This is a genomic window from Sphingobacterium sp. UT-1RO-CII-1 (assembly GCF_026711005.1).
GTDB lineage: Bacteria > Bacteroidota > Bacteroidia > Sphingobacteriales > Sphingobacteriaceae > Sphingobacterium.
The window spans coordinates 1-20,941 of the sequence record NZ_JAPPVJ010000013.1 but is presented as its reverse complement, the minus strand read 5'-3'; the positions used below and the strand labels follow the sequence as shown (position 1 = coordinate 20,941).

Genomic DNA, 20,941 nt, shown 5'->3' with positions numbered 1-20,941 from the left:
GAAATATGAGCACAAAAAAAATGAAAAAAAACACCTTAAACTTCTTCATAAACTTTTCTCATTTAATATCAGCATGAACATAACACAGCTCAGAATTTATATCTTTCCATGACACTTTTTCTCATCCTTCTTAATCTGCTTCTTATCTTCCCCTTTATCGCCTATCTTTTCGACCTTTTTAGCTTCTTTCTTATCGACTGTTTTTTCTTCTTTCTTTACTGTCTTCTTATTATTTTCTTTCTTAGAGTCTTCCTTTTTGGCCGCTTTCTTTATACCCTTATCTTTAATTTCAAAGTTAGTTCCTTCCTTCGCTCTTTTTCTCAAGTCTTCTTTATAAGATGCCTCTTTCTCCACTTTATCTATTTCTTTATTGACATTTTTATTCGTCTTATCATTATCTTTTTTATTCTCTTTTGCAGGTTTAGCTTCTGAAGTCTTAGTAGTTGCAGAAGATGCTTTACTAGCTGTTGCTGGCTTAGCCGCCGAAGCCTTAGTAGTTGCAGAAGATGCTTTACTAGCTGCTGCTGGTTTAGCAGCCGAAGCCTTAGTAGCTGCAGAAGATGCTTTACTAGCTGCTGCAGGTTTAGCCGCCGAAGCCTTAGTAGCTGTAGACGATGCTTTACTAGCTGCTGCAGGTTTAGTCGCCGAAGACTTAGTAGCTGTAGAAGATGCTTTACTAGCTGTCGCTGGTTTAGCAGTCGAAGACTTAGTAGCTGTAGAAGATGCTTTACTAGCTACTGCTGGTTTAGCTGCCGAAGACTTAGTAGCTGCAGATGATGCTTTACTAGCTACTGCCGGTTTAGCAGCCGAAGACTTGGTAGCTTCTTTTACAGTTTCTTTTTTATCGGTCTCTTTTTTTTCAGATGTAGATTCTACACTAGCTTTAATTTCATTAGCCATACTTTCCCGTTTATGTGTTATCACTTAACAATAAATATACGGGTTTGTTTGAGCAATTTTATCACATAATCGTTTTTTTTATTAACTTTGTAGTCGAACATAACCTTGGGGTCGACCGGAATTGACAGGATAGCGATGGTTATGTAAGCATGCAGTGCGTTGTAAGAATTGCACTTTAATCTAAACTTTCAAACTTTTAATTGGCGAAGAAAACTACGCCTTAGCTGCTTAAGTTAGACTTAACATAGCTATTTGTCCCGCTAGGTCCTGTTCTTTGGCTTAGCATACGGGGCATCGAACAATAGAACTGGCTGATGTGATTTTGCTAAACATTAGTGAGAAACAGCAAATACGGAGAACGGTATAGGTAAGCGTCTCACCTTCCCTCTCTCGACAATTAAAGAGATGCTAAGCATGTAGAAAGCGTAAATCATACTATGTTTGGACGAGGGTTCGAATCCCTCCGACTCCACAAAAAAAGACATCTAAACAAGATGTCTTTTTTTATTAGCAATAGTTCAAAAGCGTTTAATCTAATTCTATAAAATTGCCGTGTTGATCAAACTCAACTTCAATAGTACTATCCAACTTTTTATTGTACAACTCTAAAGAATACCCACCATCATCTTCTCTTTCTACTTCAGTAAGGATATAATCTGTAAAATGCTGGCGAATATATCCTGATATCCTAGAAGGTAAAAAGCTCAAAGGTATGGCTGTGTAACGTTTACTTTCGATCTCTTCCCAATTTCCTTTAGCATCAAACTCAATTTTCACTCCTGTACTTAAATAAACTTTATAGGAAACATCACGATCGTCCCTATCCTTTTTGATCGTAACGGCTTCTGTATTCGAAAAGTGATTTGTCAAAAAAACACGTGTTATTTCTGGAAGTTCTTCGAAGGGGATACGGATCTCATCCTTATCATCATCTATATCTATTCCGATAAACTGTTCTTCTTTATCAAAAACTAAGTCAATACCGTTATTTAATTCTACCGTAAAGCCATACTTTTCTCGTTCAATCTCTACCACGTAAAAATCGACATAATTATCTTGAATATAGGTATATATACCAGGCACCTCTATTTCCAGAAACTTAGCAGGTATTGATCTATTATCTTCACTTTCAATTTCTGTCCAAATACCATTCCTATCAAAGTCAATTTCAAATTTTGAACTTAAGCTTACTGAAAAAATAGAATTATAGATATTAGGCACTGACACTTTTCTTGCCTCCTTTATCGTTGCGCCATCAAAGTAGGTGTTAATTGTCATTTTAGATGCGGCGGGTAATTCTGTATCTGCAATCACCTCTTTCTCTGGCCTCTCCACTTCATCATCACTACAACTTACTAAAACAGAAGCTAAAAATAAAACAACAACAAACTGAATCCAAAACTTGTACTTATACTTCATATTAAAAAATAAAAAAATAAAAAACTCACATCATGAATACAGAATAGATAATTAAACACCTATACCATCCCATATCTATTTAATATTCAAAAATCACACCAAAATCAACAAAAACCACAATAATCGAGTATTAACAGTAGTTTCTTTTAAAAAACGTACTCGCCAATAAGCAGCAACAAAGAATCCTAAACAACTATTATTCAAATATTAAAATACATCAAAACAAACAGTGTAATAGTTTTAAAAAGTAACAATAATTTAACACAAAAAACAATTAGTATATATAAACTTTGTTTAGTATTGCATAACATTAAATTCAGAATTCAGTTTAAACCATGAAAAACTTAGGAAGTTATTTTGTTTTCGACTCCCAAACACCGGGTCTTACAAAACAAAGCAAAACACTCCCGAACATAAATGATTCGGAAATTTTAATTCAAATTAATTATTGCAGCCTTTGCGGAAGTGACCTTCACACCTACTGTGGTTTACGTAAAGAAGAAAATCCTACAATCCTAGGACATGAAATTGTCGGTACCGTCCTCGCATTTGGCTCATCCGACTCTCCGAAAGATTTATCAGGAAAGCCCATCACTATTGGCGATACTATTACTTGGACAGTCTTCGCAAGCGATCCACATACAGCAGAATATCAAAGTGAAACACCTCAGAAAAACACGGATCTTTTCAAGTATGGGCATAGAAAAATCACAGAAACAGAAAGCTTTCATGGAGGACTTGCAACCCACATCGTCTTAAAAGCGCATACTGGTATCCGCATCCTTCCTAAAGAACTTCCTTTACCTATTGCAGCTACTATTAATTGTGCTATTGCTACCGCAGCAGGTTCATTGCGTCTAGCAATGCCGCTTCAAAATAAAGTCATATACATATCTGGCATGGGCATGCTCGGTTTAGTTGCAGTAGCCATGGCCAAAGAACTGGGCGTATCCAAAGTTATCGTTTCCGATACAACCCCACTCCGTCTGGAATTAGCCAAAGAGTTTGGCGCAGACCTAACGATCAATCCTCTGGATAACAATACCACTATCCTATCCCAACAAAAAATCGACAGGTTCATTGATATGAGCGGGGCTCCTTCTGCTATGGAAGATGGAATCGACCACCTTATTACCAATGGCATAGCCGTATTGATAGGCGCAGTTTTTAAACAAAGGCCTATTGAAATAAATGCCGAACAAGTAATTCGCAAGCTACTTCAAATTAAAGGGTTACACAACTACAACTATGAAGACTTCAATCATGCGACCGATTTTATCATCGACAATTGGACAAAATATCCCTTCGAGAAACTAATCGAAAAAGAATTCCAATTCGAAGAAACAAAAGAAGCTTTTGATTATGCTATCCAACATAAACCAGTACGCACAGGAATTATAATAAACACATAAAACTATCCATAAAACCCATTCCATGAATAAATCAAAAAAAGAAAACGTTTATTTTTCAAGAAAAGAGTTTCTCAAACTTGGTAGTCTCGGTCTTGGCGGTTTACTATTTACACAAACTGCAAAAGCAAAAAACACAACAAACCTTAAAAAGCAAGCTATACGCTTTGGTGTTATCAGCGACCTACATTACGACCTCATGCACGATGCCGATGAACGGGCAAGCCAATTTATAAATGAAATGAACCGGCAGCAGCCTGATTTCATTATACAGCTTGGCGATTTCTGTGTGCCAAAGCCCGAAAACTTGAAGCTTATGGAAATATGGAATCAATTTAAAGGGGATAAACATCATGTCCTTGGCAATCACGATACGGACGGCGGATTCACAACCACAGAAGCACTACAGTTTTGGAATAGCCCTGCAGCTTATTATTCATTTGATAAAAACAACATGCATTTTATCATACTCAATGGCAATGAAAAACCTACCGGTTCTACTCTACAAGGCTATCCGAGACATATCGACGAAAAACAGCTAACATGGTTGAAAGAAGATTTACAAAAAACCAAACTACGTACAGTCATCTTTTGTCATCAGGCATTTGACAATACTGACAATGGGCTAGAAAACGGCATGCAGCTACGCTACCTCTTTGAGCAAATCAATAAAGAGGCCGGCTATAGCAAGGTCATCCTTGTCCTCAGTGGTCATCACCATTCAAATTACCACAACCATATTAACAACATACATTATGTACAAATAAACAGTTCATCCTACTATTGGGTAGAGGGTGATTATAAAAGCAATGCTTTTTCAGACGATTTTTATAAGCAGTATCCAATCCTTCGCCATACTATTGTCTACAAAGACCCTATATGGGCAATGGTTGAAATAGACGGAAAAAATAAAATAAAAATAAAAGGCAAGACTTCTGTCTTTGCAGGCACAGAGCAGGAGGCACCGGTAGGCTTAACAGATGTCTACCCCGTAACTGCTAAAATTGATGATCGCGAACTATTCTATTAACTATTTACAAAACATCTAATATACAAACGGGGTGAGACTAAAGTTTCACCCCGTTTGTATATTAGATATGAAGGTATTTATTTGTCCAATTGTATAGCGTGTACTGTTCCTGAAAAGTCAGCCAAAAACAATAAATCACCAACAATAACTGGATCTGCCAACACCGGCGCTCCGATTTTCTTCTCCGTTTTCATCTTACCTGCTTCACTCAATCTATACAGATACCCATCTGATGCTCCAAAGATCAAATCATCTTTATAAGGTACAATAGCACTTTCAACTGTACGTACCTTATTTCCAACATTCGGATTCGAATATGAAGAAGTAAAAATCAATGCATTCCGTGTGTTAAACCTCCATTTTTCTTCTAAATTTTCTTTATCAAAGGCACATACACCATCTAGCGATGTTCCTGTAATAAAATCCCTATCTGTTATAAGTGGTGCACCCATCACCTTAAAATCAAGATCATGCTCCTTCTTATGCAACACATTGCCATTCTCCTTATCCAGCACAAATAAAGTATTCAAACCGGTAGCATACATTTTATTTCCTTCTACTGTTACGCCGCCACTTCTAAACCGTAAGCCATCTTCATTTTTTCGCCACACCAATTTGCCCGAGCCTCTATCATGTACGAATAAAGCATTCCAATTTGCTCCTGTTATTACCTGATCTTCTGTTGCTAACATCTCACCGGGCATAGCTTCTCCTCCGTTCCAATCTATATTTCTCCAAATCACCTCTCCATTATCTGCATTCAAGGCGGTCAGAAAGTTTCCTGCTCCTGCATAATATACTCCATCTTTCAGAGTCGAACCAGTTACATAATTCGGCAATCCAATCTCACGCAACTTCTTACTCCATTTCAACTTACCTGTCTTTGCCTCAAGTGCATAAACTGTCCCTTCAACATCGGTTGCCAACACTAAATTCTGGTGTGCAAACAAGCTATGCTTAATCGAGTTTTTCACAGAAAACGACCATAATTCCGAACCGTCTTTTAAATCCAACGCCACTACCCTAGCTTTCCCAGAACCTGTATCATCAAAAGTCGCCGTATACAAGCTATTATCCTTTACCAAAGGACTTACCTTCCATATTCCTCCTCCTACATTAGTTGACCATAAAGTCTTCAACGCAGAAGTACCTTTCAGGTCAAACCTACTTTTACGGAAAATTGAAGCCCCATCATTAAAAGTTACCTCCACCAACAATTCATCAATCATTTTCGCCTTCGCCAATGGCAGTTCATTTGTCCAGGTCCATGTTCCATTTCCCGAAAAATCTCTTCCTACTACTTTATTTCCCTTTTTATCATAAGCAGTTAAATACACTTTATTAATCAAACGTTCACTATCATAAATATTTGCATCGATCTGTACATTCGCTCCGCGTACTATCGGATCAGACACTTCCACATATCCGTTTAAATTACTATAAACAGGCCGTACACCCTGCACGCCGTTCTTATCCATATGTATATGCAAAAACTGCCCCACCGAATGATCAATCCCTCCTTTATCCGGTGCATTTGTAGAAATCACACGTACACCATTTACTTCATCCACAAAACTATAGTTATTGTGCCAGTGTCCATATAGCCAAGCCTTCAAATTATAGGCTTTTAAATCCACTTCTTCCTCTTTTCCTTTAAGCACAAAATCATGTCCAATAGAAAAATCATGATTTATCATTACCAAAGCCTTGTTAGGATCTTTAGCTGCTAGATCCTTTTTCAACCACCTAATCACCTGATCTTTCGTATAACTCGGCGCATAATCTCCTCCCCACATCGGCGTCACAACAAAATGTACAGGACCATTTTCAAAAGAATAATATGTCGGTCCAAACAACTGTTCAAACAATTCCTCACCATACTTTCCTTTCACTAGATCATGGTTTCCCACGGCATAATTAATTGTTGTACCTAATAACGCTGAGTTTAATTGTTTGGCATGAAATTTCATACCGTCTTCGTAACATATATCTCCTGTGTGCATAATCAGCGGAATACGCTGATTCTTAGCATATTTTTTAATATTATCTACCCAAGTACCATAAAGCCCAGTTTCGGTATCAGTAATCTGGATAAAATCCAGATTATCCTCCTGCTGCGCCACATCTTTATGTAGTGCAAAATCATAAGACTGCTGCGCTTCCTCAATCTTAATATAATGCTTTTTATCTGTTTTGAAGCCCGCTGGGACCTTAACAAAAACAAAGCGACTTTCTACCTCGCTATCCAACAAGAACTCTCCATCCACATTCGTGCGCACAACTTGATAACCATCTGACACCACAACATTGGCAAATGACTTCTCACCTACATCAAATTTTGAATTTTTATTCTCGTCTATATAAACCCTGCCTTTTACCTGCGCAAAAGAACTGGAAAAAACAAAAAACAGACCTAAGGCCATCACATATCTCATACTATCTTTAAGGTTTAGTCTCATTAAAAAAAATACACAACTATTAAACAGCAAAATGAACAAATTCCCTGATTTAACAAAAAAATCAGGGAATTAAAATTAAACATTTCAAAAAAATTACAACATTATTTCCATCCGAACGGTTGCTTTAAGCTCGGGTTCAATACAATCTGCTGTATCGGGATCGGTCGGTAATAATACATTGGTGCCTCCCACTTTCTAGGCTGCTTCTTATCTCTGGTAAACATCACATGCCCTTTTGTTCCTTCCGACAAATAAATCACATCATCGCTCAAGTAATGTGGTGTTATCTTATCACGCTCTGCTTTTGGCAACACCGCCCAAGGGTTGTCATCACTTTCCTTCTCTAAAATAGCAATATCGGGTTTACCATCTCCTGTTACATCTATAAGCCCCAATTCTTTTACATACATTCCTTTTGGCACCTCTGTAAACAATTCTCCTACCCCCCACCTGTTCAAATCATCAAACCTAAAGCCTTCAGCAGCCAATTCTACACGACGTTCTCTTCTTAGCTCCAAGATTACTCCTTTATTGCTGGTCACGTTTGGATAGCGTTTTTCCAAAACAGGGTCAACATATCCATTCGTGGCCGTTAAACTCATTGCTGGCATTCCCACTCTTTTTCTAAGCACAGACACTGTCAAGTCCAAATCAGCCTGTGTCAAAGTTCCAAGCTCTGCCTTTGCCTCCGCATAATTCAACAAAGTTTCTGCATAGCGCATAATTGGTAAATCCGTATAGTTCAAGTTCCACCCTTTTCTTAGCTCTGGGTCTCTTGCGTAAAACTTCACCTGCAGATACCCTCCATAACTCGGTTTCAATACATGAGGAATATCTAAATCCGGGTTTGTTTTAAAGCCAGGTTCCATTATTAGTTCTGCCAACCTTGGGTCACGATCTTTAAACAATTCTGTTATCGTCTTTGTCTCATAATCAATCTGCTGCGTAAAACGGCTACCATCCTTCATCAAATATTCTTCCATCAGGCTTTTGCTCATCGCCCACTCATAATCAAATACGGTGTGCGAATTATTTGCAACGCCTTCACCTAAACTACTCTTCTTAAAGAATATCATTTCCACGTTATTCGAAAGGTCCGGATTAGAAAATAGATCTCTATAATCTTCTCCGAGCTTACCTGTATTATGAATAGCAAATTGCCCATCGTCTATCACTTGCTTTGCTGCATTTGCAGCTTTTTCATAAAACGCATTAGCCGTACCTTGCAACCCTAAATATTCATGATACTTTCTATAACTCGCTTCTTGCAGAGCGATACGTGACATCAGATGCAAAGCACTCCACTTCGTTAGGCGTGTATTAGTTCCATCCGGCTTGATATGCTCTACGGCAAATTCTAAGTCGGCCATAATAGAATCTACCACCAATGTTCGTGGATCCTGTGCTTTCATTAGAAACTCTTCATCCGTATTCTTAATTTCCTTACCGTACCATGGCACATCACCATAAGTCTTCACCATACCATAATACCAGTTTGCTCTGTACAACCGGGCAATACCGACAAAGTGATTAATATCTGCTGCTGCCCCTTTTGTTTTGTGCACATTATCCAGCATAATATTAATGCGTCTTAGGTCTCCCCAATTACTCCAGCCACTTGCATTTGCTACTGTCAAATTTCCGCGCACCATATTATCTGTTGTTGATGCTCCGGCCATACCTGCCACATTATCTGTAAACCCGTCCGAATAACTCGGGCCTATCATACCATACATTGCATTGGTATATATTTCTAAATCCTTAGCCGATTGAAACGAGTTTTCCGCTGTAACCGATGTTTCTGGCAATCTGTTTAAAAAGTCTTTTTGACAAGAGTTTAAGGATAATGCAGCTAATGCACTCCATAAATATATATGTTTTTTCATCTTGTTATTTCTTAGAATGTTACATTCATACCAAATGAATATGTTCGCTGAAAAGGATAAATATTTCCATTCAATCCTTCAGGATCCAAAGGCACTTTTAAATTTGTTTTCTCAAATAAATTCTCGCCACTAAAGTAAAAATGCACTTTACCTAAACCTGATTTTTGGATCCATTGCTTTGGTAAGCTATACCCCAATGTGATATTCTTCACTCTTAAATAGCTAGCATCCTGCATATAATGATCATTCGTCGCTGCCAAAGAACGTCCGCTTACCTCTGCTGCATACGCCCTTACTGCCGGGAAGTAGCCGTTCGGATTCTCTGGTGTCCAATGGTCCAAGTTATGCTTTGTCACGTTTGTCCATGGCTGTGCATAAATACCCCAGAAGTAAATAGCTCCTCCTCCCGGATACCAATCTCTTTTGCCAACGCCCTGCAAAAACACGCGTGCACTAATACCTTTCCACTCACCACCAAAATCAAAACTAAAAGGATATTGCGAATGAGAATTACCCACTTTTTTTAAATCACCATGATCATCCAATGTATTTTTCCCAGCATTTATACGTCCATCTCCAGTTAAGTCTTTATACTTAACATCACCTATGTAAGAGTTATTTCCGACGTTTCCATTTCCAATATCCACCATGCTCAAAGCATCCAATTGTTCTTGACTTTCAAAGACCCCATCATATGTATATCCCCAAAGCGTCCCCAGGCGTTGTCCAACATAATAATCGCCTAAAGAATTTGTCGGATTATCATACTTCGTAATCGTTGCTTTATAATTTGATAGCACAAAAGCAGCATTGTAATTAAAAGGCGAACCAGCCAAGTCAAAATTATCTTTCCAGCCTATACGCAATTCCCATCCTTCAGTTTTCAAATCTCCCGCATTCATCTTAGGCGATGCTGTTCCGAACACACCAGGCAATGTTCTTCCCTTAACCAACATATCTTTGGTTTTCCGTGTATACATATCGGCTGTAATATCCAAACGATTATTCAGCATACTTATATCTAAACCGTAGTTTACTGTCGACACTTTCTCCCACGTAAAACTATTTGTAATTGCTCCCGGAGGATTAAGCCCTAATGGTCTTTCATTCCCAAGCACCCAGCCAACTTTTCCTGATCCCATCGTTGGTACAAATGAGTAATTACTCACGTTTTGATTACCTAACGAACCATAAGACGCTCTAAATTTAAAGTGGTTTACGGTCTGCTTTAGGGGTTCAAAGAAACTTTCTTCCGATAGCACCCACCCTGCTGACGCCGAAGGGAAAAAGCCCCAACGATCGCCATCAGGAAATTTCGACGAGCCATCGTAACGACCGTTAGACTCCAACAAATACTTACCTTTATAGTCATAACCAATACGGTAGAAAACACCTTGTACAGCCCAATCATCCAGTCCATGTGTTGCTGTAGTCGTACCAGAGGCCAACTGTAAAGTAGGCAATTCAGTCGATAACAGATCATTTCGAGTAGCTACTGTTTTCTCATATTTACTATACTCTTGGTTATACCCCAACAATGCATTGACATTATGTTCTCCATAACTTTTTCTGAAATTAGTATATAAGTTGAACACATCATATTTACTATTTTCATACTGTTTCGTTGCATATGACGTCGAAGGTCCAGCGTATTTTATTTCTGTTTCCGGTCCAGTTTTATACGGAATCGGCATATCAAACGAGCTGATATTCCAACCTGAACGGCGGAAAGTCACATCTGCATTCACGTCCCATACATTCTTTATAATCGATGCTTTTGCATTAAAAGAAGTTTGAAATTCATTTACTTTTCGTGTTGTTCTTCCACCATCCTGCATTCTCCCTAACAAACCTGCTCCTGCCGATGTCCAGCTTCCATCTGGGTTTTTAGGCACATCCAATGAACTTGTTCTATTTACGTTCCAGAAGAAATCGCCATCCATAAATACAGGCGAATCAAAATCGCGCACTGTCAGTAAAGTGTTGTTTCCAAAATTCAACCAGTCAGTCACTTTCATATCCACCTTACCTCGCGCGTTATAACGCTCCAATTGATCTTTACCATATTTCATCATTCCATCCTGTTTCAGGTATTCACCTGAAAATAAATAAGAAATATTTTCGGCTCTTCTTCCTAAGCTAAGATTAAATGTATGTGTCGGTGCCGACTTATTATAGGCTTCTTTCATCCAATCTGTCGAACCGTAATACATATAATTCAACTTATTAGTCGGGTCTATGATCACCCTTGGCAAGCTTGGGTCATTTTGTATTTCTCGTGCATATTCGCGTACAGCTTCTGGAAACAAATCATACAATGGTGTAGCTGCCAATCTTTTATACTCCATCACCGTTAGCGGGTCTGTTACTACTTCTGGCATTTTCCCAACTGTACGAAAAGAAGCATTATAGCCAAAATTGACCTGTACTTTATCCGTAGTCGGATTTTTTGTCGTAATCAATACTACACCGAAGGCAGCACGTGCTCCATATATTGCTGCAGACGAACCATCTTTCAATATTGTAACAGTTTCGAAATCATTCGGATTCAAACGAGCCACCTCCGCCTCTGTATGAGGTACGTTATCCACTAAAATCAACGGTCCGCCTCCATTTATAGAAGTTGTCCCCCGTATATTAAACTGTGCACTCGCAGAAGGGTTACCGCTCGGGTTAGTAATATTTAAGTTAGGCATCAACCCTTGCAACGCAGATCCTAAACTTGTTACGGGTCGGTTTTCTAATTGTTTGGCACTAATTTGGTCCACAGCGCCTGTCAAATTCACTTTCTTTTGCATACCATACCCCACCACTACCATTTCATCCAACACAGAAACCTTCTCCACCAATTGCACCTGCAACTGTTCTTTTGCAACCACTTCTACCGATTCATAATCAATCGAAGTAATGACGAGTATAGTCCCTTGCGCAACACGTATATCAAACTTCCCTGCTGCATCTGTTTTTGTCAGTGCATTTGCATTTCCTTTAATAGAAATGGAAGCCCCTTCCACCGGCCTAGCGTTAGATGTAACAGTACCTTTTACTTGAACTTCCGTTTGATTTTGTATAGTATAATTCAGGTTATTATGTGGTTCAGCAAACACAGCTCCCGAGCTAAGTAATAGCGCAAAAGACAGTACTGAACTTAATTTACTAACTCGAAAAATCGGGCAATATTTAGCCTTCCCCAATTTTGAAACGAGGTCTTTATTTCTCATATTTGAAACAATAAAAATTAATTAATTTAAAGCTTGATTGATTTTTTCAGGGAGATGTTACCGCATCTCCTTTTTTTGTTTACTTCACTTAACTCATAGGCGTTTCTTTATTTTAAGGTTTACATTGTGTTTATGTCAAATATCGCCACCAACAAATGTTTACTTATGCTAACCTTTTCCATTACTTTTATGCAAAATAAAGGATAAAAGTTTAGCATAAATTAAAGTGAGGATTAAGAAATTATTAACCTTTCTTAAAAACCAACTAAATTCAGTAAACAAAGAGGTACCATAATATTTTAAAATTGTCGATAACAGGAATTAGGTTTTAAATACTAGGTTGATTTATAAGTGTTTTTCAATTATTATACTTATCCATAATTTTAGACTTTAAATAAAACATTTTATTCCATTTTATTCTTTATTACCATTCGAGTAGCCCTATCTAACAAATGATAATCATCCTTTATTTTCGTCGCTATAGCACCTATACGCTCACCCCTAATGCATTTTAAAATATAATTCCTTTTAAATCCATACTTTTCAATTAGCTTATCAACTACGACTGCATTGTACTTCGCTTGTTTTTTCATATTTTTACTTTAATAATCAAACTGTACCCTTTGCAGTACAAGTATATAGATAATTATCTATATAAAAAATACTTTTATGATAAATATCATGAATGATAAAAAAAAGATCATCAAATACCTTAATCAAAAGGGTATCAGTAAAAATAAATTTTATTTAACTACGGGGTTATCTGTAGGATTTTTAGATAGTGGCAACAGCTTAGGTGTTGATAAATTACGAATGATCATAGATAAATATCATGACTTAAATCCAATGTGGTTTTTAAAAGAAAATGAACCAATGATTTTAGAAAACCTATCAGAGAACTTAAGTGGACCATTAAAAAGAGTTTGTGAAGAAAGCTATTCTGAAATAAATAAAGATTTTGATAGAGAAAAATTAATAGAAATATTACAAAAGACAATATTTTACCAAGAACAAGCAATCAGTTATTTACGGGATCAAATAACTATGATCAACAAATAACTTCGTCTAATTTTCCGTTTCATATCTTAAAAAACGTTAAAACAGTTGCATAGTGTACGAATTACACGTATATTTGTACTATCATAATTTAGGTTTATAATTGGTTAGTTTAAAAGGTTTTCATTCTCCCCGTTTGAAAACCTTTTTTTATTTCCTCCTCCTTCATTTAGTGATAAAATATCCACTTCACCTATCCTTTTTCACAAAACATCGCTTAGCTATTTTAAATTTCAAAGGGTTTGTTGATTTGTAATTTTAAAAAACGTTATTATTATTTGATAAAATCAAATCAACTTTTTATTATTGCATTGATTAAACGGCTGGATAACCCCACCGTTTATATATAACTACTTATTGTAGACATCTTTTAAAAGCTAAATCTTTTTTATTCACATAAATTCAACTTTAGTATTTAGATTATGTTAACGATACATAAACCAAAAAACACAAAAAGAAACAAATCATTATTTATTGGCTTATTATGTGCCAGTTTTTTATTGAATGTGCCTGCGTTCTCTCAAACCGAAAATGAGAGTACGTCCTCTGCATTTCAAGCACATCTCATGAACATTGAAGCGGCGTCTAACGAACCATTTCGCTACAACGCTACTTTGCGCAACACCACTGGTAAAACGACCACCTATGATTTTCAAGCAGAACTTCCACCAGGTTGGTTAATCAGCTATCGTGTTGATGGCAGTCAGGTAACTTCTGTTCAATTAGAAGCTGGCAGCAGCAAAGATGTTCATATCGAAATCAATGCCTCCTTAACAGCTGACCCCAAAAAATATAAAATTCCTATCGTAGCAAAATCTGGAGAGCTTCATTTTCCTCTTCATCTCGAGGCTGTTGTTAAAGGTTCATACGATCTTTCTTTAAGCACACCGACCGGTCGGTTAAGCGATGAGGTTTTGTCGGGCTCGAGCAAAGAAATTACCTTAGTTGTAAAAAACACCGGCACACTCCCTTTAAATAAGCTTGACTTTTCCTCTCAACTGCCCAGCCGATGGGAAGCAAATTTTGAGCCATCTACTATTGAACAATTAGAACCTGGTAAAACTATTGATATCAAAACCAAATTATCGGTTCCTGATAAAACAATCGCTGGCGATTACGTTGCCAAGTTTACTGTTAAGAATGACAACAAACAAAGTGAGGCTTCATTTCGTATCATCGTCAAAACCTCCATATTATCCGGATGGATCGGTATTGGTATTATTCTGCTTGCGGTAGGCTTAATCTATTTTTTAATTCGAAAATACGGCCGTCGATAGCTCATATCTATCCCTAAACGGGGGCTACTATTATCTACCATATTAATAGTAAAACGATTTATTTTTTTGATTTAGTAAAACAATTTTGATATGAACTACCCGATCATTGAGTTAAAAGAATTGTCAAAAAACTACGGTTCATTAAAAGCTGTAGACAATTTAAACCTGACGATCAATAAAGGAGAAATTTTTGGTTTACTTGGCCCAAATGGGGCTGGTAAAACCACCAGTATATTAATGATGCTAGGCCTTACTGAACCTAGCCACGGCACGGCTATTGTATGTTCTGAAAACTCTACTAGAAATCCTATTCGGGTAAAGCGAAAAGTTGGTTATCTACCAGACAACGTTGGTTTTTATAACCACATGACCGCGATCGAGAACCTGATCTTCATAGCTCGCTTAAACGATATTTCTTATAATGAAGCAGCAAACAGAGCTTTAGAAGTACTTAAACGCGTAGGGTTAACTCATGCTTCCCATAAGAAAACAGGAACCTTTTCTCGGGGCATGAAGCAGCGCCTAGGCTTAGCTGAAGTCCTGATAAAAAAACCAGAAATTCTCATCCTCGACGAGCCCACTTTAGGTATAGATCCCAGCGGCGTCAATGAGTTTCTTAATTTGCTCAAACAGTTAAGTAGAGAAGAAGGTCTTACAGTCCTTCTTTCTTCTCATCATTTACATCAAGTACAGCGCATTTGCGACCGTATAGGAATATTTGTAGGCGGAAGACTTCTCGTAGAGGGAAGTATTCAAGAACTTACGAGTGAACTACTTGGCAACAATGGCTACACTACTTCTATACAGTTGCAAGAAGCACACCCAACTCCTCAGCAACTTAAAAACACAATCGAGGCTCTTCCTTCTGTAGCTCGAGTGAACATACATGAGCTAGATATCGAAATCTCCACTACCGAAAACATAACACCTCAAATTGTGCGCAAACTAGTCGAAGAGGGAGCTGCAATAGGTTCGGTCAATCAAAAGACCTACAACCTTGATGATATTTATGAAAAATACTTTGAAAACACACCGTCTCATTCATTAAATGACTCAAAAAACAAAATCTCAAAAAAACGAATAAACGAAAGATCAAACTAAGTTTTTAAAACCAAAAAAAATGAACGCTATCCACGTCTTAATAAATAAAGAAGTATCCGATCATATCAGAAGTTGGCGATTTATTATCTTAATAGTTTTAATTGTCTTAACTTTTACCGCCTCTCTATATGTTTCTGCAAGCAATTTAAAAAGCGCAGTCGGAAATATGCAAGACCCCGATCAGACTTTTCTCTACCTAAAGTTATTGACAACTACCGACAATAGCATACCACCTTTTCACATCTTTTTAAACTTTCTTGCTCCTTTACTAGCAATAGCACTCGGATTTGACAGCATAAATTCTGAACAAAATGGAGGAACCCTCACCCGTCTTATTGCACAACCTATATACCGTGACAATTTATTATTTGCAAAATTCTCTGGCCCATTAATTATTGTTGCAACACTTTTCACATCCCTTGTTCTTCTTATGCTGGGCGGAGGTCTATTACTCACTGGCGTTCGGATCGAAATTCAGGAACTATTCCGCATCTTGGGCTTTGTTATTATCAGTATAATATATGTGGGGTTTTGGTTAGCTCTTGCTGTCCTGCTATCCATCTGTTTCAAACAACCCGCCACCTCTGCTCTTACAGCAATTGGTATATGGTTATTTTTCACTGTCTTTTTTCCAATAGTAGTTAATCTAGTTATTCGTTCTGTGCTCCCCCATCCTAATTTTTTGGCAGAAGAATCACTAGTAAGGTACAACGAACTTATTCTTAACATCCTACGTCTTTCTCCCGGCCAGCTCTACACAGATGCTACAACCGTATTGCTTAGCCCTTCTGTCCGCAGTTTAGGTCCTATCACCATGGAGCAAATGGTAGGAGCAATTCCGGCGCCACTTTCACTACGCAACAGCATACTTATTGTTTGGCCTCAAGTTAGTAGTCTACTTGCTGCAACTATGGTGTGTTTTGCAATTTCTTATTATGTTTTTATGCGACGTGAGATTAGGCAATAGCTTCTACACATATTTCCACTAACCCACCTAAATTTTAACTAGCTTGCTCTCATGAGGCAGGCTAGTATAGTTATTACACTTCTTAAAAAATGTTAAAACAGTTGCATAGTGTACGAATTACACGTATATTTGCACTATCATAATTTAGGTTTATAATTGGTTAGTTTAAAAGGTTTTCATTCTCCCCGTTTGAAAACCTTTTTTCGTTTCTATCAGTTTCTGTTCAATCATCATTTATAAATTAATCAAAACATTCTGCTGTTGTAAAGGGTTTCAAGAAATACAACAAATCCTGGCTTTAAAGAGCCTTTTATCTGAACGTTTTAACACTTTTAATTATGTCACATATTATACCAGCAGAGAAAGACCCTCAAATTTTAGCAGAAATCAGAAATTTTCTTCATCAACTCAATAGCAGTTCGAGCAAGCCATTGGAAACACTTCCCCCATCCGAAGCCCGACAAGTTCTTATTGACAGTCAAAAATCTGTAGAAGTTAATTATTCTGGCATTACCGAAGAAGAGAAAGTAATTACGCAGAATGGTCTTAAAGTACATATACATATTGTAAAACCAAAGAACAGTCAAAACTCTAATCTCCCTGCTTTCATTTATCTACATGGAGGAGGCTGGGTGTTAGGCGACTACCCTACTCACCGTAGGCTTGTTCGTGATTTGGTCGTTCACAGTGGCGCTGCCGCTGTCTTTGTCAACTATAGCCCATCTCCCGAAGCGCAATATCCTGTTGCTATTAACGAGATATATGCTGTCACTACTTGGGTTGCATCCCATGGTTCAGAAATTGGTATAGACGGTACAAACTTAGCCATTGCCGGTAATAGTGTAGGCGGAAATATGGCTACAGCTACCTGCTTAATGGCTAAAGATAAAGGAGGCCCTCGTATTAAGTTTCAGTTACTACTATGGCCCGTAACAGACGCTGATTTCAGTCGAGAATCCTGGCAGAAATATAGTGAAGGCCGTTTTTTAACTGCTTCCTTAATGAAGTGGATGTGGGACAATTATCTCCCCGATGTAGCTCGAAGGAAAGAGTACTATGCTACGCCTTTAAATGCTTCTTTAGAAAAACTTCGTGGCCTTCCGCCAGCGCTGGTGCAACTTGCAGAAAATGACATACTTTTCGATGAAGGATTATGCTACGCTCGAAAACTTGACGAAGCCAGTGTGCCAACAATTATTCAGACTTTTAACGGTTTAATTCATGATTATGGTTTATTAAACCCTTTAGCGCATATCAAATCTATTAACTTTGCTACAGCACTAGCGGGCCTTGCATTAAAGAATGCTTTATTTCCTACTACCCAAAACAAAATGGAAGAGTAGTTTCTTAAAAAACGTTAAAATAGTTGCATAGTGTACGAATTACACGTATATTTGTACTATCATAATTTAGGTTTATAATTGGTTAGTTTAAAAGGTTTTCATTCTCCCCGTTTGAAAACCTTTTTTAATGTAAATACGTTATAACCTCCTATTTATTCGTCATTTTTCAACCACACATCTGCATATTCCTCGGGTCTACGCTTAAATTGTCCATGGACGTAGGGACACAGGGGAATTATCTTTAGGCTATTTTCTCGTGCATAAGCCACCAATTTATCCAGCAAGATACGAGCAAAACCTCTACCGTTATACACCTCATCCACCTCTGTATGGTACACTTTCAACGTACTACCTTTTACGGAGATATCCATCTTACCTGCTTTTTTATCATCTGAAAACAAAAAGATCTCCCCTCTGTTTGTTTCATTCAATACTACTTCTGTTCTTTCCATAATATATTCTTTTGTACTACCTGCCTTGAAATTAAACTTGTTTTTAATATTAAACAAATTTAGCACCAAAATTCCTGCCACATTTTACAATACGTAACACTAGCTTCCATTTCTTCCTTACCAAAAATAAAACCAGAGAAAGCAAGATTTTTAACGCAAAAAAGGGGGCTCTATATGCCCCCCTATTCTCTCCTAATACTAATGGCGGAACTACAAGCGTCTCCCCCATAGTCTGCCCCAATATATAGACAGCCCTAGCTCGTGCGTGCTGTTGCTGATGAAACGGTTCAGGTTGCTGTTCTTCAAGTTCTGCTGATAGCTATACGCAAAACGGATATTCTTTAAATTAAACTCCGCATGCCCCATCAGGTCGCCACGTTGCCGGTACCCGCCACCGATACCAAATTTAGAGGTAAAGAAAATCATAGCCGATGCATCAAACTGTAAGCCCGTCACCTCACGGTAGCTACTCAATAAACTTGGGCGAAGATAAATATTCTCATCTAAGTCAAAGATAGCAGCACCCGAGACATAAAACGTATTGTCACGGCCAAACTGACGCACATAGTCCGAATCGTTCGAGCCGAAGATAGCCCGTGGCATAGCAAAACCAACATAATAACGATCAGGACGCACCAACGAAGCCGAAAGACCGTAAAGCAAAGTGCCATACTGCATATCACCAAAAGCAGGATCCGAAGGGTCTAAACTGCTATAATCGCCCCGCTGCTGGGTGTAGCCCAGGTTTACACCTAGACCCAGGTATTCCGACTCCGAAATGCGCAGCGTTTTTGTGAAGTTGGCAGAGGCCTCCGTGCTGCGCTCCACACCGATTTTAAACTGCTTGGCGTTAACACCCACAACTACACCCTGGTTACCCAAAGCCATATTCGCGTTAAACCATATGCTTTTAGGTGCGCCTTCCATACCTACCCATTGGTGGCGGTACAGTAACGAAGCATCCCCTTCGCCCTGCGAAAGAAGGGCATTAAAACTCGGGTTTAAAGTCTTTGAAAATGAACCTGACAATGCAGGGTCAATATATTGTTGTGCACGTACCGCGCTGCAAAGTATGTTCAAGCACCAAACAGCTATAAGTACGCTATATATTTTTTTATTCTTTTTAGTCATCACTTCTACGCTATAAAATTCTTTGTATTCTATTATTTACGTACCACAAAATATCCTTTATCGTACTCCCACTTACCAGCTATCTTCACCTCCAGCACATAGAAATAAGTACCGTTCGGCACTGGTCTGCCAGCTTTCGTACCATCGAAAATAGTAGAAGCGTTGTCATAACCTTCAAAGCGCTGGATAACAGCCCCATTCGCATCAAAAACAACAAACTTGTTTTCTGGATACTGCTCGATACCTTCTATAGGTAGAAACTCATTGATACCGTCGCCATTAGGCGATACAGCCGGGTGAACCCTTACCGGAAGCCTAGCTCCACGATCATTTACAACCTCTAAAAGCTGCTCTACAGCTTGCGCAGCAATATGATTAGGACCGCCGGCCTGCTCTACACGAATTACCGAACGCCCCACCCCTTTAATCAAGAGTTCACTTGCTCCCTGCACTTCTGCTACTAACAGATTGTCACTAAACACTTGAATAGGTAAATCGCTATTACTTGTAATATCAAGCTGCACCGTGCCCGCATCACGATATTGAACAGAAATTGGGGCAAAATTAAGCACCTGCTGCAATCGCGAAATCCTCAGCTTCGCTGTTTTAGTAACAGTACCTGTATAATTCTTACCACCATCGACCTTAGCCGTAACTATATATTCGCCAGCATCGATATGATCGTTGTTGCTATAGGTAGCTGTTAATCCAGCAGGAAGGTTTGTAATTATTAATGACTTCACTGTACCATCGTAAACGAAACTAGCATCTGCAAAAATAAAGGCAGGCAATACCGCTTTCATAATCGTCAGCTTAGCAGATTTCCTTTCTCCAACATAGTTATTACCTCCATCGATATTAGCCGTAACGACATATTCACCGGCTTCCGTCTGCTTGTTATTCGTATAGCCGCTTACTGTAGCACCAACAGGTAGACCGGTAGCTTTCAGCGATTTTGCCGTGCCATCATAACCAAAGCTTGCATCAGCAAAAGTAAAGGCTGGCAATACCGCTTTAGTAATCGTCAGCTTAGCAGTCTGCAAACCATTTTCATAGTTCCTACCACCAACGATATTAGCCGTAACGACATATTCTCCGGCTTCCGTCTGCTTGTTATTATCGTAGCTCACTGTAGCACCTGCAGGTAGACCGCTAGCTTTCAAAGATCTTGACGTGCCGTCGTAAACGAAACTTGCATCGGTAAAGGTGAACAATGGCAATGCTGCTTTCGTAATCGTCAGCTTAGCAGTCTGCGAACCACCTTCATAATTGTTGCCACCATCAATAACA

17 protein-coding genes and 1 other RNA gene are annotated in these 20,941 nt (G+C 38.4%); 9 read left to right on the top strand and 9 right to left on the bottom strand.

Annotated elements, in window-relative coordinates; translation table 11 throughout:
• Positions 1–96 precede the first annotated feature (96 nt).
• Entirely contained in the window at positions 97–354 is a 258-nt protein-coding gene (locus ORI89_RS18920) for a hypothetical protein (protein ID WP_268232090.1), read from the bottom strand.
• A gap of 16 nt (positions 355–370) precedes the next feature.
• Here ORI89_RS18920 and ORI89_RS18915 point away from each other — a divergent pair, with 16 nt between their 5' ends.
• Together ORI89_RS18915 and ssrA are read left to right on the top strand one after the other, a co-directional pair.
• Complete coding sequence (locus ORI89_RS18915; protein WP_268232089.1) at positions 371–928, top strand: hypothetical protein; 558 nt, start codon at positions 371–373, stop codon at positions 926–928.
• 79 nt (positions 929–1,007) lie between these two features.
• Positions 1,008–1,375, top strand: a transfer-messenger RNA (tmRNA) gene (gene ssrA / locus ORI89_RS18910).
• A 53-nt stretch (positions 1,376–1,428) separates the two neighbouring features.
• Here the strand turns inward: ssrA and ORI89_RS18905 are convergent.
• The gene (locus tag ORI89_RS18905; RefSeq protein WP_268232088.1) at positions 1,429–2,319 is read right to left on the bottom strand and encodes a PepSY-like domain-containing protein; all 891 of its coding nucleotides are present in this window, start codon (positions 2,317–2,319) and stop codon (positions 1,429–1,431) included.
• Positions 2,320–2,654: 335 nt separating this feature from the next.
• On the opposite strand from ORI89_RS18905, the gene ORI89_RS18900 reads away from it, so the two are divergent.
• A complete protein-coding gene (locus ORI89_RS18900) occupies positions 2,655–3,731 on the top strand; it encodes a zinc-binding dehydrogenase (protein ID WP_268232086.1) in 1,077 nt (358 codons plus the stop codon).
• A 22-nt stretch (positions 3,732–3,753) separates the two neighbouring features.
• Positions 3,754–4,758: a metallophosphoesterase family protein gene (locus ORI89_RS18895; RefSeq protein ID WP_268232085.1), complete on the top strand. Its 1,005-nt coding sequence runs from the start codon at positions 3,754–3,756 to the stop codon at positions 4,756–4,758.
• 77 nt (positions 4,759–4,835) lie between these two features.
• On the opposite strand, the gene ORI89_RS18890 is transcribed toward ORI89_RS18895, so the two are convergent.
• From ORI89_RS18890 to ORI89_RS18875, 4 genes are all read right to left on the bottom strand, one after another.
• Entirely contained in the window at positions 4,836–7,217 is a 2,382-nt protein-coding gene (locus ORI89_RS18890) for an outer membrane protein assembly factor BamB family protein (RefSeq protein ID WP_268232084.1), read from the bottom strand.
• Positions 7,218–7,318: 101 nt separating this feature from the next.
• Positions 7,319–9,103 (bottom strand): RagB/SusD family nutrient uptake outer membrane protein, encoded by a 1,785-nt coding sequence (locus tag ORI89_RS18885; protein ID WP_268232083.1) that lies wholly within the window; start codon positions 9,101–9,103, stop codon positions 7,319–7,321.
• An 11-nt stretch (positions 9,104–9,114) separates the two neighbouring features.
• Positions 9,115–12,324 (bottom strand): SusC/RagA family TonB-linked outer membrane protein, encoded by a 3,210-nt coding sequence (locus ORI89_RS18880; RefSeq protein WP_268232082.1) that lies wholly within the window; start codon positions 12,322–12,324, stop codon positions 9,115–9,117.
• A 404-nt stretch (positions 12,325–12,728) separates the two neighbouring features.
• The gene (locus ORI89_RS18875; RefSeq protein ID WP_268232080.1) at positions 12,729–12,917 is read right to left on the bottom strand and encodes a hypothetical protein; all 189 of its coding nucleotides are present in this window, start codon (positions 12,915–12,917) and stop codon (positions 12,729–12,731) included.
• Between the two features lie 88 nt (positions 12,918–13,005).
• Between ORI89_RS18875 and ORI89_RS18870 the strand changes: the two genes are divergently transcribed.
• The 5 genes from ORI89_RS18870 to ORI89_RS18850 all read left to right on the top strand — a co-directional run bounded on the left by ORI89_RS18870 (position 13,006) and on the right by ORI89_RS18850 (position 18,068).
• Positions 13,006–13,383, top strand: a complete 378-nt coding sequence (locus ORI89_RS18870; protein WP_268232079.1) for a hypothetical protein — start codon at positions 13,006–13,008, stop codon at positions 13,381–13,383.
• Positions 13,384–13,802: 419 nt separating this feature from the next.
• A complete protein-coding gene (locus ORI89_RS18865) occupies positions 13,803–14,657 on the top strand; it encodes a COG1470 family protein (protein WP_268232078.1) in 855 nt (284 codons plus the stop codon).
• Positions 14,658–14,747: 90 nt separating this feature from the next.
• A complete protein-coding gene (locus ORI89_RS18860) occupies positions 14,748–15,758 on the top strand; it encodes an ABC transporter ATP-binding protein (protein WP_268232077.1) in 1,011 nt (336 codons plus the stop codon).
• Positions 15,759–15,777: 19 nt separating this feature from the next.
• The gene (locus tag ORI89_RS18855) at positions 15,778–16,725 is read left to right on the top strand and encodes an ABC transporter permease (protein WP_268232076.1); all 948 of its coding nucleotides are present in this window, start codon (positions 15,778–15,780) and stop codon (positions 16,723–16,725) included.
• Between the two features lie 314 nt (positions 16,726–17,039).
• Positions 17,040–18,068, top strand: coding sequence for an alpha/beta hydrolase (locus ORI89_RS18850; RefSeq protein ID WP_268232091.1), 1,029 nt, complete (start codon positions 17,040–17,042; stop codon positions 18,066–18,068).
• A 152-nt stretch (positions 18,069–18,220) separates the two neighbouring features.
• Here the strand turns inward: ORI89_RS18850 and ORI89_RS18845 are convergent, their stop codons facing one another.
• From ORI89_RS18845 to ORI89_RS18835, 3 genes are all read right to left on the bottom strand, one after another.
• A complete protein-coding gene (locus tag ORI89_RS18845) occupies positions 18,221–18,586 on the bottom strand; it encodes a GNAT family N-acetyltransferase (RefSeq protein WP_326494333.1) in 366 nt (121 codons plus the stop codon).
• A gap of 144 nt (positions 18,587–18,730) precedes the next feature.
• On the bottom strand, positions 18,731–19,651 hold the full coding sequence (locus ORI89_RS18840; RefSeq protein ID WP_268232074.1) for a PorP/SprF family type IX secretion system membrane protein: 921 nt from the start codon (positions 19,649–19,651) through the stop codon (positions 18,731–18,733).
• A gap of 32 nt (positions 19,652–19,683) precedes the next feature.
• Positions 19,684–20,941, bottom strand: a 1,258-nt coding sequence (locus ORI89_RS18835; RefSeq protein WP_268232073.1) for an MBG domain-containing protein, incomplete at its 5' end; no start/stop codon positions are given.